Genomic DNA, 12,735 nt, shown 5'->3' on the forward strand with positions numbered 1-12,735 from the left:
ATTTTGACTAAATTTTCCGCAAGAACTGGCTGAAAGGAAAGTAAGGTTTGATCTGGTTGTTCATTACATAAATTGCCTAATTCTGACATATTTATTCTCTTTTAAAATAAAATATTCGACTTGGTTTTATTTTATCCTTTTTGTTTGTACAAAAAATTGAGCATTTTTGTCTTTTTTTAGTTGATTTGAATTTTCTGTAAAAAAAGAAAAAAGTGCCCAACGACTAGCTTTTGGACACTGTAATTCGTTTCAATAGAAAATTACCCAGCGGTTAATGTGTAGGACAGTTTTCCATCCGAACTTATATCAATCAATGCTCCTCTCAACATCCCTTGGTCATAGTCGGTTCCCGCATTCATACATATTGTCCTTCCGAGGATGGTTACGCCCCTGCTTTCATGGACATGCCCATGCAGGGAAAGCAGCGGTTGGTATTTCTCTATCGCTTCGCGGACAGCCTTGCTTCCAGAAGGAGCGGTTGCTAATGCATCTCCGTCAAGAACAGGCTTTAATTCTTCATCATATACTGTGCCTTGATCAAGATCAGTGTCATAAGGCGGGATATGAATATTAAAAATGCATTTATCCATATTCTTTACTTCAACCGCAAGGTCATGAATTTTCTGAGCTAGGTCTTCCTCGCTAAATTCGCGTGGATAGTGAAAGACACTCGGTATGCCTCCGCCGATTGAGAGAATTTCATACCCATTATATTCGATGATTTTCCCGTCCCCATTTTGCACATAAGATGCCGAGTTAAGTAAATCATCAAGGTAAAAATCATCCATGCTGCCAGGGATTAGAATACAAGGAATCCCCGCAGCTTTAAATCTCTCATCAGCCAATTCCAGCCATTGCTTTAGCACTTCAATTTGTTTTTCTTTAATGATCTGTTCAGCATCGTCTTCCGTTAATTTATTTAGTTTGTCCTCCGATATGATGAAAGGATAAAATCCGGCATCGCGTAGGTTTCTTTCCAAATCGGGAATTTCGTTTGCTTTTTTAATTTTTACGGTTGACCCATAGTATCGGCACGTATATACGTCGCCATTTTTTACAATGGGCACCACTTGCTTGCCAGTAAAATCTCCCCCGTTAATAACTAAATCAGCTTTATAAAATGTTCCGGCGTTTGTAAATTTCCGAAATGCGGTTTCGCCAGCGTGCAAATCACCTGCATAAAATATTTTCATCCCTTCTCACCCCATATTTTTAATAATCACACCTGCTAAGAAGCAGGGCAACGAGAGACATAAAGCCGCCGATGGATTCATTCCTATCAACCTATCATTTTTGAAACATTCTTTTTAATCTGAAGGAATTTCTTGAAACTGGATATCGATGTCGATTCCTTTTTTGGCATGGACACGTTTCATAATGAAATAAATGATTAAAGGAGTAATCATTAGCACGAAAGAAACAATAATCATCGTGAAAGAGATGTCTCCCCTAAAGAGCGGGATGAGAAGGTAATAACAAATCGATACACTAATCAAAAACGTCAGCCAGCCTAAAATCGTAATGACGTGGACCCCTAGAAACTTCGTTTTCACAATTGGCGGCGAGGACTGGAACAATATTTTCTTCCTCGTTGAAAAAAGAATCCCGGATAGTCCTAAAAAGATCCACGCTAAAAACCAAGTGAAGATCGTAAATCCAATATTTTCTGTCCAGGTAGGAAGAAAAATATCGAGCATTAAAAAGACCCACGCGCCAGCAATCACGGTCCTTAATGCATACGTTGGAGAATTCGTTTTTTCATTGAGCTTCATATACTTACTTGGAAACAGCCGGTCAAACGACCAGGCGACAAAATTTCGTGACGGTCCAAATCCTAGTCCGGCAGCTGAGCCAAAGGTTGCAAACGCGAAACAGATAGCGATTAAAAAGACAAAAATGGGACTCTTCGTCATAATGCCAATCATGATCGTAATAAATGGATCATAGCTGCCGAAAGGATATGCCGTATGGCCAGCATTGTACAAATAATACAAGCTGTTAGACCACATCCCACCGAAGTTCACATAAGACATCCCATAGAAAATAAACCAGACAAACATTAAAATCGCTAAAGAGCCGAACAATGCAAGCAACTGGGATTTCTGTACGTTCCGTACTTCACCGGCTAAATTGGCGCCAAAGGTAGAACCCAACGTATTTAAGATGATGTATGTGGATCCTGCCATGATCGTAGCGCCGAACAAGAATTTCGTCGGATATCCGTCAGCCTGGGCGAGATTAATCACATCAGCATAGGCTAAACTAGTAAGCTGGGTAAAATTGTTTGCAAAGGTTTCTGGTCCTGTTACGAGATTCGCGACAATAAATGTAATGGCACCAAGCAGTGTAGCACCCAATGTAATGTAAGCGAGCTTTACCATCCATTTGGTTCCTTTATAGTAAATAAAGTAGATAAATAAAAGCAGAGCAGTTCCTATGATGGCACGTATATAGGTTTGATTTAAAAAGTCCGCCACACCTAGCCATGTCGAATCGTTCCCCTTAATAAGGGCGATGGAATAGAAAAATTCGACGATTGACCACTTCATAAGCCAATTCAGTAAAATTCCCGTCCAGGAAATCGCTGTAAACGTAATCATAAAACTCGCCATTAAGCCAAGTGATGGATGCAAGATACGGCTAATATAGATGTATTCACCTCCTGAACGCGGCATAGCGACCGACAGCAGCCAATAAAGGCCGGCAATGATAAACATCTGAGCTACCGTTAAAATCGCCCATACCATATGTGCACCGGGGTACAAAAAAGGGGCCCACATAATATAGACGAGCGCAAACATCAAGCCGGGGTTTGCGGATGAATAAATCATCGTATCAATCGGGCTGATTTGCCGTGCAACACCGCCGGTTGAGCGTTGTTCAAATAACGCAAGACCAGTTCTCGCCATTGTTTCTCACCCTTCTTCCTTTTGAATTTTTCCAATAATCAAACTTAACAGAAGCTGCCGGTCGAGTTCATGAAGGTTAAATTTGTGTGAATCATTTGCAATTTATTGGCGCGATTGACCGTTACCACCCCCCTTTCCGAAGGCTCCCCAACACATTTTGTACGGACTGGGCAGATTTGTTAAGTGCTTCTTTTTCTTCAGTTGTGAGCGGCAGTTCGATAATGCTTTCAATTCCGTCTCCACCAAGGATTGTCGGAACACCTAGATAGATATTTTGGTAGCCATATTCTCCCTCTAGATAAGCAATGGATGGCAAGATTCGTTTTTTGTCTTTTAAGATAGCTTCTGCCATTTCAACAACCGAGGCAGCGGGAGCGTAGTATGCACTTCCGTTGCCAAGTAAATTGACAATTTCACCGCCCCCTTTGCGCGTCCGTTCAACGATTGCTTCCAAACGCTCTGCCGGAAGAATTTTTTCTAGTGGAATCCCACCTGCATAAGAGTAGCGAACTAATGGAACCATATCATCGCCGTGGCCGCCGAGCACAAAGCTTGAAATGTCCTCAACTGATACGTTCAATTCTTGTGCGACAAATGTATTAAAACGCGCCGTGTCCAAAACGCCAGATTGGCCGATCACACGATTTTTGGAAAATCCGGTTGTTTTGAAGGAAACATAAGTCATTGCATCAACTGGATTGCTCAGCACGATAATATAGCTGTCCGGAGCGAAGCGAACGGTTTGTTCGGAAACGTTTTTCATTATTTCCGCATTTGTTGTGACTAAGTCATCCCGGGTCATTCCCGGCTGACGGGGAAGGCCAGCCGTGATAATTACTAAATCAGCATCCTTTATCTCTTCATAATGTGAAGTGCCCACAATATCCACATTAAAACGTTGCACAGGGCTCACTTGCAACAGATCGAGCGCCTTGCCCTTCGTAGGGCCTGACATCGACGGTACATCAACGAGTATGATATCGCCAAGTTCCTTTTCAGCTAACATAAGGGCAGCGGTTGCTCCTGTACTCCCAGCGCCGATGACCGCAATTTTTCGTCGTTTAAAAGCCATTGGTTTCCCTCCTGCCTATCGTTGTTCCACTGCGATGTCAATGGAATCGATAATTCCAATAATTAGCGCATCAATGGGCAATGAATGCTCTTTTGCAAAATTGGCAGATGAGCTTCCTCTCGTTACCATGACCTTATCTCCCACTCCGGCGCCAATTCGATCCACTGCCACGTAAGCCGAGTCAATAGCCGATCCATTTGGAAGTTCCGGCTGAACGATTAAAAATTTTAAACCTTGCAAATCATCTTCTTTTTTTGTTGCCCAAACATTTCCTATTACTGTGCCTATTTGCATAAACGCTCATTCCTTTTTATCTATGACAATAATTTTTTTTGCAAGTTCACGGGCGGAATCCCGGGCTAGAGGAGTGACGATTGTTTTTTTGCCAATAAATATCTCGTTGCTTTTACTCTCTATCACATCCTTTTCCGTAAGCAGCTTTTTTTCATAACGCCGAGTAACGCTTCGGGAAGTAGAAGCAAATTCTGATAATGAAAGAAACTGGACACCAAATTTTTCAAGCATCTGTTTATAGTTTACTAGGTGAGCGGCGTAGTTTTGGTTCATCTCTTTTTGCACCCCGGAGTCCAAAAGCCATACTAATTCTTCCGATGGGATGAAAGTGATGCTTATCCCCCGATTCATAAAAAGGGAAAACAATTGACTCTCATCTGTATCTGTCATCCCAAGTGCTGCTTTTACAAGCAAATCTTGGGATACATGCAGGAAAACAGCTTCTTTCGTCTTTTCCGGGATGGTTACAGGCGCAGACATTTGAATAATGTTCCATTGTTTTTCCAATATTTCTATCGACTTCTGTTCCCGGGCATTAACAACGAATAGATTTTTCTTTTTATCATTTTCATCCAGCTTCTCTAGAACTGCCGTAACAATCTGTTCAATGAGTTTCCGCTCGATCATCATAGGGAACCTGCATACTTTATTAATTTTCCTTTTTCGCCTGTTGAAATGAACCCTGCATTCGCTTCATCTGTGTCGATATGCATCTCAAGCTTGTAATTTGGCGAAACTCGAATGAGTACTTTTTCAAAAGAAACAGGCCTTTCATTCTCCGCCTGAACCCGGACAAAATCTCCGTTTTTTACAGAAAATGCTTCCGCATCATCAGGATGCATATGAATATGCGCCCCTGCGATGATTAGCCCTTCTTGTAAATAAATGCTGCCTTTCGGCCCTAAAATCGTAACAGGGGATGAACCTTTTATATCGCCGGATTCCCGTATTGGCGGATCAAGTCCGAGCTGAATAGCATCGGTTTTGCTTATTTCGACTTGTGTTGCTTTTCTAATGGGGCCAAGTACGCGAACGTTATTCATGCTTCCTTTTGGGCCTGCAATGAGGACCGTTTCATTTGCCGCAAATTGTCCAGGTTGGGTTAAATCATTTTTTTTCGTTAATGCATACCCCTTTCCAAAAAGTGTTTCTAAATCAGCTTGACTTAGATGACAATGCCTGGCAGAAACAGCGATCGGAATCATTTTTGGAGGAAAAGGCTTACTCGAAAGTTGATTGATCACCTCCTCAACAATCGATTGGATAACCTCCTGCTTCACTTCTATCGCCCCCTTTCTGAACTCAGATGTCAGAAGCCTGATTGGTATAGCTTTGCTATATGATTAGGAACAAAAGATTTTAATAGCAGTCTTTTGAGTTTGGATATCTAAACGAAGAGAACCGAAGAGCGGTCAACATTGTTTTTACTCTCAGTCGCTCGGAAGGTCTCGAAGTGTCTTGAATGCATCCTTGCCAAACTCAAACCAACTGTGTTTAAAATCCTTTTATTCAATTTATATAGAATAAATTTTCTTTTCTAATTTTGCAGAAAGAGAACACAATCTATTAAGTTTCGATATTTAATTTAGGCAAGATGCTTTCGAGTTCATTATGCGGGCGCGGAATCACATGAACAGATAGAAGTTCACCGACACGCTCCGCAGCTGCGGCTCCTGATTCCGTAGCGGCTTTTACAGCGCCGACGTCCCCTCTGACTAAAACGGTTACAATCCCTCCGCCAACATGGACTTTGCCTACAACCTGGACATTCGCCGCTTTAACCATCGCATCAGCCGCTTCAATTGAAGCAACTAATCCTTTTGTTTCAATCATGCCTAAAGAAGTCAGCTCTCTTGACATTTTTATTCCTCCACTCAATGTTTAAAATAATTTCCTTGTCCCCTCGTCAGGATTTGCGATCACTTGAAAGGCGATAAGTGCTCCTAATTTTTCCGCAATCCGTTTCCCTGTTTCAACTGCTGCTTGCACAGCGCTAAGCTCTCCTTCAACTAAGATGGTATATAGCGCTTGACTCACCTCTTCCTGTTTCACAAGCATGACATCCGCAGACTTTAACATGGCATCCGCTACTGCGATTGAAGCTGCCGGCCCCAATGTTTCAATCATCCCTACCGCTTTCGCCACAGAAGTTCTACCTTCAAAATAAAAAGATTTCATTTCATGGCAAAATGCCGGCAAGTTCATTGTGGGGGCGGGGAATGACATGAACGGAAAGAAGCTCGCCTACACGCTGTGCCGCTTCGCTTCCAGAATCTGTCGCCGCCTTAACCGCACCAACATCTCCTGTAACTAGAACGGTAACGATTCCTCCTCCGACATGAACTTTTCCTACTAGATTCACATTGGCCGCTTTCACCATTGCATCAGCCGCTTCCAGCGATGCGACCAATCCTTTCGTTTCAATCATACCGAGTGCACCGTTTATTTCTTTGCCCATGTGTTTCCCTCCTCATTACATTTTCGTATATTGTTCGATGACGCTTTGCACTATTTGAGAGATCTCTTCATGATCAATTGCCTGTGGTTTCATGGCTGTCTCTTTTACTACTTGATTAACGATTTCATGAATGTCATTCTTGTTCGAATGCTTTTCTATTTGAAGAATGCCAGGTTGGGATGGCTTTGGTATTGAAATTTCTTTCATTCCGTATGCGACACGTTTTATATTTAATAAATGGTGTGCTGTAATATTGTCCGATGAAATATTCCCGCCAAACGAACCACACCCAAGCGTTAAAGACGGTGTTAAGCCTGTTGTCGCCCCTGCTGCACCGATCGATGCGAGCGTGTTCACCATGATTCGTGATACAGGCATGTGAAGACTAAACTTTTCCACTGCCTTTTCGTCATTTGAGTGAATGGAACAACTATGCCCCTTCCCACCAAGATGTAATAATTCAACGCAAATGTTTATTGCTTCCTCATCATTCGCTGCTGTATATAAAGGAAAAATTGGCGCGAGCTTTTCGATTGAGAGTGGAATATCCCTTCCTATTCGTTCCTCTTCTGCGATTAAAACCCGGGTTTCATCAGGCACACGAAATCCGGCCATTTCAGCAATGATGCGGGCTGAACGTCCAACAATTTTCGGATTGAGCTTCCCTTTCGATGGAGAGATAACGTTTTCCAACATTGCCTTTTCAGATGAATCCAAGAAATAGCCACCGCCATTTTTTAGCTCTCTAACCGTCATTTCCTTAATATTTTTATGAACGACAATCGCTTGTTCCGTCGAACAAAGCGTGCCATTATCGAACGTTTTGCTATCCATGATCATGTTGGCGGCCTTCCTTACATTGGCCGTTTTCTCAACATAAACAGGTCCATTGCCTGGCCCTACACCATAGGCAGGTTTTCCCGAGCTATAAGCCGCACGGACTAATCCCCCTCCACCTGTAGCCAAAATTAAATCGATATCTTTATGCTTCATCAATTCAGTCGTTGTAGCCAACGCCGGCCTTGTTATCCATCCGATTAATCCTTCCGGAGCGCCTGCTTCCACTGCCGCCCGATGGCATATTTTTAGAGCTTCGACTGTACATTTCATCGCTGATGGATGCGGACTTACGACGATTCCATTTTGTGCTTTCAAGGAAATGAGTGTTTTAAAAATGGCTGTTGAAGTTGGATTTGTCGTCGGGCAAATCGCCGCAATCACCCCAAATGGATATGCAATTTCAGTGACCTTCAATTGATGATTGATTCGAATGACCCCTACTGTTTTTTCATCTTTAATTGATTCGTAGACACCCATTGAGCCTAGCTCGTTTTTTATTTTTTTATGCTCGATTACTCCCATGCCGGTTTCTTCAACTGCCAGCCGGGCTAGCCATTCGGACTTACTGTATGCGGCTTCTGCTATGTTTTTTACGATGTGGTCAACTTGTTCCTGAGAAAATTCCTGAAACCTATGTTGCGCTTCTTTCGACCGTTTCACAGCTTCTCTCATCTCTTGCATTGATTTCAAATCGTAATCAAGTTCGATCGCTGTCACACCTTCTTTCTTACACATAATGCTTAATTGTGTTGATGGAATTTAACCTGCTCTTGCCCCTGCGCCATTTCTGGCTTTATATTTTTCAACGAAAAAGTTAAATGCTTCCATCTTCGAATCTCTTCTTCGCTTAAAGGAAGCGGTTCTGATTGTCCTTCTGAAGGAAAAACTGAAACCTCTGAATACTTTAATGCAGAAGCAATCTCATTCCACCTTTTTATTTCTTCATTTGTAAGAGCGTGCGGTTTCGGTTTTCGTTCAACACCTTCTAATTTTTCGATTACTAATTTTGTAATTTTTTCTATTAAAACAGGATCCACCGTTTCACCTCCGACCGTTTCGTCAATTGACATTTGAGTGTTCAAAATCTTCCAAATACTTTTCCGCCAAAGGATCGGTTTGTATCGTATACTCACTTCCCAATTCTTTCGTCGTTTCATTCTCCCGGCTGCCGACCCAAGAAATGAGCATCAGCCGGCGCATCATAATAAAAGTGGGGATTTCTTGCTCCTCCTCTTTCGAAAGGTGGCGAACTTTGCGGTACCCTTTCAGCCAGGCATCAATTAATGACGGAACATAATGCTTATGCTCTATAAAACTTAACGAAGTCCCCAAATCAAAAAGATACCAACCAAATCCACAATCATCAAAATCAATGACTTTGATATGTTCACCGTCTACGAGTAGATTTGCAAGACGCAAATCGCCATGGATTAAACCGAAACGAGTAGGCCCCTTTCCGAATTTATCCAACCGATGTTTAATCGTTTCTGATACTCTTTGAAACAATTTTTTTCTTTCCGGTGTCATTCCTAATCCATCTTGCCACCTTGCCCATTTCGGGTTTTCTCCAAGTATCGTTTCATAGTCCCATGTCAGCCGCTTGAACGAAGAAAAGGTTTGATGATTTTTGATACTGTGTTCGTGCAGCTGTGCTGTAATTTCTCCAAGATTTTCAAACTGGCGAATGAGTTCACTCTCTTTATTTTCATCAGGGGCTTCCCCTTTTAAAAAAGTAAACAATGAACAACAATACTCCTGCGGGCCATCTTCAAGTTTCACTTTTTGAATATATTCGCCGTTATCCCCTACTATTGGAAGTGATACCTCTATAGGGGAACTTTCGTGTATCGATTTTATCCAAGCCATTTCACTTTCGATTTCAGATTTCGTGTGGTAGTTTGGCCTGCATACTCGCAAAATATATTTCTCTTGTTTCTCCTCGTTCGTTGCTAGGTATGTGGCATTTTCCGAATAGTTTAATAGCTTAATTGTCGAAGAGGTTAACACGGAAAAGGATTCTTTTGCTTTAGCCGCCACACGGTTAAACTTATTTACATGTGCCTGCCAAGCCTCCGCACCGTTCATGCTCATGCTATTTCCCCTTTCTTATTACTAAACGTGGTGGAATACATTTTTTGCCGCTTGTTTAATGCTTAACTCACACCGCGACAACAGTTCATCACAGTAATCTTTGTCTAAAAGGAGCCCCGGTTTAAATTGAAGGACTTTAGGATCAAGCATGGAATAAATTGCCCACACCCCATTGTCATATAGCGTACGCATGACGTGCTTCGCTCCCTCAGGATGGCTGAATTCAAGCCCCATCACAACACCCAACTGCCGGATGCCGGCAAAAAAGTCCGGGTATTGCGTTTTGATCGTTTCAAGCCCTGAACGCAAATATCTTGCGACATAATCTACATTCTCTACGACTTCTTTTCGCTGTGAAATTTCCAAAACTTTCATCGCAACAATGCAGCCTAATTCCGCCCCTCCGAAGGTGGAAATGTGCGCAAATCCATCTTCATTCATCCAATGGCCCGCTTTTTCGTTAACGATTGTAGCCCCAATTGGATAAATGCCGCCGCTCAAACCTTTTGATGTAACAAAAATATCCGGTTCAATGCCGTAATGCTCGAATCCCCACAGTTTTCCTGTACGCATCAAGCCGGTTTGCACCTCATCTGCAATATACAGGGAACCATATCTTTCGCACATTTGTTTTACTGACGAAAGATACCCGGGCTTTGAAAGCGGAAATCCGTAAGTTGCTGGGATAGTTTCAACGATGACGCAGGCAGCATCCCTTGAAGAAAGTGCCGCTTCCATCGCATCCAAGTTGTTAAACGGAACATGGATAAATTCATCCGGATTGCCTTCACTGAGAAAAGGCTTCGAATACCGCTCGTTTCCGAGGGAAACAGCAAGCCCTGTATGGCCATGATAGGCATATTCAATCGAAATTACTTTTCTGCGCTTCGTCGCGTACCGGGCAGATTTTACCGCAACATCGATCGCTTCCCCTCCCCCGCTTGAAAAAATGGAATACTTTAAGTTTTCGGGAGTACATAGGGAAAATTGTTCAGCAAGCTTTGCCCGTGCGATCGAAGGAAAATGATGGTTGCCAATGTCGAACTCCTCCATCGCCCTTGTCAATGTTGAGATAATTTCCGGATTGCGGTGGCCCAAATTGTATGTTCCGCCATTTAAATGGACGTCCATAAGCTCTTTTCCGTTCATATCATACAAATAATAGCCTTCGCGTTTCCCTATAACTAGGTCTACTCCGTCAATTTGCCATTGTTTTGTCTTTCCCGGGTTCCACCATGCCATTGATTTTTCAAGGACTGACTGTTTCGTTTCATTTAGCATTTGTTTTCTCCCCCACATCCTTTACAAAATGTTAAACATCATCCGCAATGAAAAGTTCAACTTCCCTTTCCGCTAAAATATTTCTCCATTCCGTTGGACAATTTTTATCCGTGATAATCATCGATGCTTCGGTTAGTGAGCAGACATGCGCAAATGTCGTTTTGCCAAATTTCGTATGATCGGCAAGAATAATCGCTTCATCTGCGCGCTCTATCATTTTTCGGGAAATGCTTGCACCGTGTAAATCATAATCGGTAATCCCATCGATGGTAGACAATCCACCTGCCGCGATAAATGCTTTGTTCGCTTTCAACTGCTCAAGTGTTCTTTCTGTAAGCGGACCGCTCGTTAATTTCTGGCTGCGTTCATATTCTCCGCCGATAAAAATAATACGGCCGTCAAATACTTCCTTTGCCATGAGAAAAACCGGCGCCGAATGTGTAATGAGCGTAATATTATTTTTCCCTTTGAGAAACCGGGCAATTTCCAATGGAGTCGTGCCGTGCCCAACCATAATGCTTTCGCCATCTTCGACAAGAGCGGCAGCCGCCTTGCAAATCGCCCGTTTTTCCTTTTCATTTAATGATGCTTTCTGGTCAAAAGGAAGTTCTCGGGAGTTAAATTTTGTTTTTACAGCACCGCCGTAAACTTTTTTCAATACACCTTCTTTTTCAAGCCTTTCAAGATCACGCCGTATCGTTTCACCTGAGACTTCAAGCTTTTCCGCCAACGAACTTACGTGTACTTTACCTTCCCTGTCTAGAAATTTCACAATGACTGGTTTTCGTTCTTCAAAGGATAGCGACATATTTAACCCACCTAATCCAATGGTTGAATCACTGCTTATCGATATGGAATGATTAGACTTCAGAAGCGCTTAAGTCTTCAGGCACCGTTTGGCCGCCATCAACGATAAGTAACTGGCCCGTAATAAAGCTCGCTTCTTTAGATGCAAAGAAAAGTGCCGCATATCCGATATCTTCGACTTGCCCTAATTTCTTCAATGGAATGGCTGTCGTCATGTCTCTTAAATAATCTTCACCCATTCCTTCCAAGCCTTCCGTCAATATATTTCCTGGCAATACGGCATTAATCGTAATATTGTCTTTCGCCATCTCCAACGCCGCTGAACGCATATAGCCTAACTGTGCCGCTTTACTCGCCGCATAATGTGTCCAGCCTGCATAGCCAACTACAGGCCCGGTAATCGATGAGGTTAAAATGATGCGGCCATATTCTGCTTTCTTCAAATGCGGCAGGCATGCTTGGACGGTGAGAAATGTACTTTTAATATTTGTATCCATCACTTGATTCCAATCTTCATCTGTCATTACTTCAATGCTTGCATTCGGAAAAATTCCGGCATTTGCACATAAAATGTCGATGCCGTCGTATTCTTTCACCACTTCTTTAACCATAGATTCAACTTCCTTGCGATCCGACACATCGGCAGAAAAAGCTTTGGCTCGCCCGCCGCTGCTTTCTATTTCAGCAGCAGCCGCTTCTGCATTCGCGAGGTTTCTTGCGACAATAGCTACATTTGCGCCGTATTTTCCAAAAACTTGCGCAATTCCTTTCCCTATCCCTTTGCTGCCGCCGGTAACAACAACGGTTTTCCCATGAAAAGAACTGAACATCATCACAGCCCCTTTTAACGTTTTATTTGAAATCAGCATAATTCCACAAAAGAAACACACGCTCGTGTTGAATGCTTTTGTTGAATGTTGTTTATTCTTTTGGAATTTAACTTGCCAGTACATATATATAAAGGTTGAAGTGAAAATATACTA

15 protein-coding genes are annotated in these 12,735 nt (G+C 42.5%); all 15 read right to left on the bottom strand.

Features of this window, described 5'->3' with window-relative positions:
• Nucleotides 1–260 precede the first annotated feature (260 nt).
• The 15 genes from DCC39_RS02465 to fabG all read right to left on the bottom strand — a co-directional run bounded on the left by DCC39_RS02465 (nucleotide 261) and on the right by fabG (nucleotide 12,585).
• Nucleotides 261–1,193, bottom strand: a complete 933-nt coding sequence (locus DCC39_RS02465; protein WP_116553300.1) for a metallophosphoesterase family protein — start codon at nucleotides 1,191–1,193, stop codon at nucleotides 261–263.
• Between the two features lie 114 nt (nucleotides 1,194–1,307).
• Entirely contained in the window at nucleotides 1,308–2,909 is a 1,602-nt protein-coding gene (locus tag DCC39_RS02470; RefSeq protein ID WP_116553301.1) for an APC family permease, read from the bottom strand.
• 121 nt (nucleotides 2,910–3,030) lie between these two features.
• Nucleotides 3,031–3,981, bottom strand: a complete 951-nt coding sequence (mdh, locus tag DCC39_RS02475) for a malate dehydrogenase (RefSeq protein ID WP_116553302.1) — start codon at nucleotides 3,979–3,981, stop codon at nucleotides 3,031–3,033.
• Nucleotides 3,982–3,996: 15 nt separating this feature from the next.
• Nucleotides 3,997–4,275 (bottom strand): EutN/CcmL family microcompartment protein, encoded by a 279-nt coding sequence (locus DCC39_RS02480; RefSeq protein WP_116553303.1) that lies wholly within the window; start codon nucleotides 4,273–4,275, stop codon nucleotides 3,997–3,999.
• A 6-nt stretch (nucleotides 4,276–4,281) separates the two neighbouring features.
• Complete coding sequence (locus DCC39_RS02485) at nucleotides 4,282–4,905, bottom strand: hypothetical protein (protein WP_116553304.1); 624 nt, start codon at nucleotides 4,903–4,905, stop codon at nucleotides 4,282–4,284.
• On the bottom strand, nucleotides 4,902–5,555 hold the full coding sequence (gene pduL, locus DCC39_RS02490; protein WP_116553305.1) for a phosphate propanoyltransferase: 654 nt from the start codon (nucleotides 5,553–5,555) through the stop codon (nucleotides 4,902–4,904). Before pduL ends, DCC39_RS02485 begins: the two co-directional genes overlap by 4 nt.
• Nucleotides 5,556–5,841: 286 nt before the next feature.
• Nucleotides 5,842–6,135 (bottom strand): BMC domain-containing protein, encoded by a 294-nt coding sequence (locus tag DCC39_RS02495; protein ID WP_116553306.1) that lies wholly within the window; start codon nucleotides 6,133–6,135, stop codon nucleotides 5,842–5,844.
• A 21-nt stretch (nucleotides 6,136–6,156) separates the two neighbouring features.
• The gene (locus tag DCC39_RS02500; RefSeq protein WP_116553307.1) at nucleotides 6,157–6,420 is read right to left on the bottom strand and encodes a BMC domain-containing protein; all 264 of its coding nucleotides are present in this window, start codon (nucleotides 6,418–6,420) and stop codon (nucleotides 6,157–6,159) included.
• A gap of 34 nt (nucleotides 6,421–6,454) precedes the next feature.
• Entirely contained in the window at nucleotides 6,455–6,733 is a 279-nt protein-coding gene (locus DCC39_RS02505) for a BMC domain-containing protein (protein ID WP_116553308.1), read from the bottom strand.
• A 15-nt stretch (nucleotides 6,734–6,748) separates the two neighbouring features.
• Nucleotides 6,749–8,281 (bottom strand): aldehyde dehydrogenase family protein, encoded by a 1,533-nt coding sequence (locus DCC39_RS02510; RefSeq protein ID WP_240613510.1) that lies wholly within the window; start codon nucleotides 8,279–8,281, stop codon nucleotides 6,749–6,751.
• Between the two features lie 32 nt (nucleotides 8,282–8,313).
• On the bottom strand, nucleotides 8,314–8,643 hold the full coding sequence (locus DCC39_RS02515; RefSeq protein ID WP_116553310.1) for a hypothetical protein: 330 nt from the start codon (nucleotides 8,641–8,643) through the stop codon (nucleotides 8,314–8,316).
• Nucleotides 8,633–9,664: a phosphotransferase enzyme family protein gene (locus DCC39_RS02520; RefSeq protein ID WP_116553311.1), complete on the bottom strand. Its 1,032-nt coding sequence runs from the start codon at nucleotides 9,662–9,664 to the stop codon at nucleotides 8,633–8,635. The genes DCC39_RS02515 and DCC39_RS02520 overlap by 11 nt, the downstream gene beginning before the upstream one ends.
• Nucleotides 9,665–9,685: 21 nt before the next feature.
• Nucleotides 9,686–10,945 carry a class-III pyridoxal-phosphate-dependent aminotransferase gene (locus tag DCC39_RS02525; RefSeq protein WP_116553312.1) on the bottom strand — a complete coding sequence of 420 codons (1,260 nt, stop codon included), beginning with the start codon at nucleotides 10,943–10,945 and terminating at the stop codon, nucleotides 9,686–9,688.
• 31 nt (nucleotides 10,946–10,976) lie between these two features.
• A complete protein-coding gene (locus DCC39_RS02530) occupies nucleotides 10,977–11,753 on the bottom strand; it encodes a DeoR/GlpR family DNA-binding transcription regulator (RefSeq protein WP_116553313.1) in 777 nt (258 codons plus the stop codon).
• Nucleotides 11,754–11,805: 52 nt separating this feature from the next.
• The gene (gene fabG / locus DCC39_RS02535) at nucleotides 11,806–12,585 is read right to left on the bottom strand and encodes a 3-oxoacyl-ACP reductase FabG (protein WP_205948454.1); all 780 of its coding nucleotides are present in this window, start codon (nucleotides 12,583–12,585) and stop codon (nucleotides 11,806–11,808) included.
• Between the last annotated feature and the right edge of the window lie 150 nt (nucleotides 12,586–12,735).

Source organism: Pueribacillus theae (assembly GCF_003097615.1).
GTDB lineage: Bacteria > Bacillota > Bacilli > Bacillales > UBA6769 > Pueribacillus > Pueribacillus theae.